Annotated in this window: 2 rRNA genes; both read left to right on the top strand. The window is 53.8% G+C overall.

The annotated features are described in order from the left end of the window. Positions 1-742: ribosomal RNA gene (locus KW829_RS22705) — 23S ribosomal RNA — on the top strand; the annotation flags it as partial. Positions 743-809: 67 nt separating this feature from the next. After that, a 5S ribosomal RNA gene (gene rrf, locus KW829_RS22710) occupies positions 810-925 on the top strand. Positions 926-930: the final 5 nt, after the last annotated feature.

Raw genomic sequence — 930 nt, forward strand, 5'->3', positions numbered from 1 at the left:
ACCTTGAAATACCACCCTTTAATGGCTGGTGTTCTAACGTAGACCCGTAATCCGGGTTGCGGACAGTGTCTGGTGGGTAGTTTGACTGGGGCGGTCTCCTCCCAAAGAGTAACGGAGGAGCACGAAGGTTAGCTAATCCTGGTCGGACATCAGGAGGTTAGTGCAATGGCATAAGCTAGCTTGACTGCGAGAGTGACGGCTCGAGCAGGTGCGAAAGCAGGTCATAGTGATCCGGTGGTTCTGAATGGAAGGGCCATCGCTCAACGGATAAAAGGTACTCCGGGGATAACAGGCTGATACCGCCCAAGAGTTCATATCGACGGCGGTGTTTGGCACCTCGATGTCGGCTCATCACATCCTGGGGCTGAAGTAGGTCCCAAGGGTATGGCTGTTCGCCATTTAAAGTGGTACGCGAGCTGGGTTTAGAACGTCGTGAGACAGTTCGGTCCCTATCTGCCGTGGGCGCTGGAGAATTGAGGGGGGCTGCTCCTAGTACGAGAGGACCGGAGTGGACGCATCACTGGTGTTCGGGTTGTCATGCCAATGGCATTGCCCGGTAGCTAAATGCGGAAGAGATAAGTGCTGAAAGCATCTAAGCACGAAACTTGCCCCGAGATGAGTTCTCCCTGACCCTTTAAGGGTCCTGAAGGAACGTTGAAGACTACGACGTTGATAGGTCGGGTGTGTAAGCGCAGCGATGCGTTGAGCTAACCGATACTAATGAACCGTGAGGCTTAACCTTACAACGCCGAAGGTGTTTTGGCGAAGAGACACGATATTTTCAGCCTGATACAGATTAACAGAATTTGCCTGGCGGCTTTAGCGCGGTGGTCCCACCTGACCCCATGCCGAACTCAGAAGTGAAACGCCGTAGCGCCGATGGTAGTGTGGGGTCTCCCCATGTGAGAGTAGGGAACTGCCAGGCATCAA

It is taken from the genome of Enterobacter sp. ENT02 (assembly GCF_019219165.1).
Lineage (GTDB): Bacteria > Pseudomonadota > Gammaproteobacteria > Enterobacterales > Enterobacteriaceae > Enterobacter > Enterobacter mori.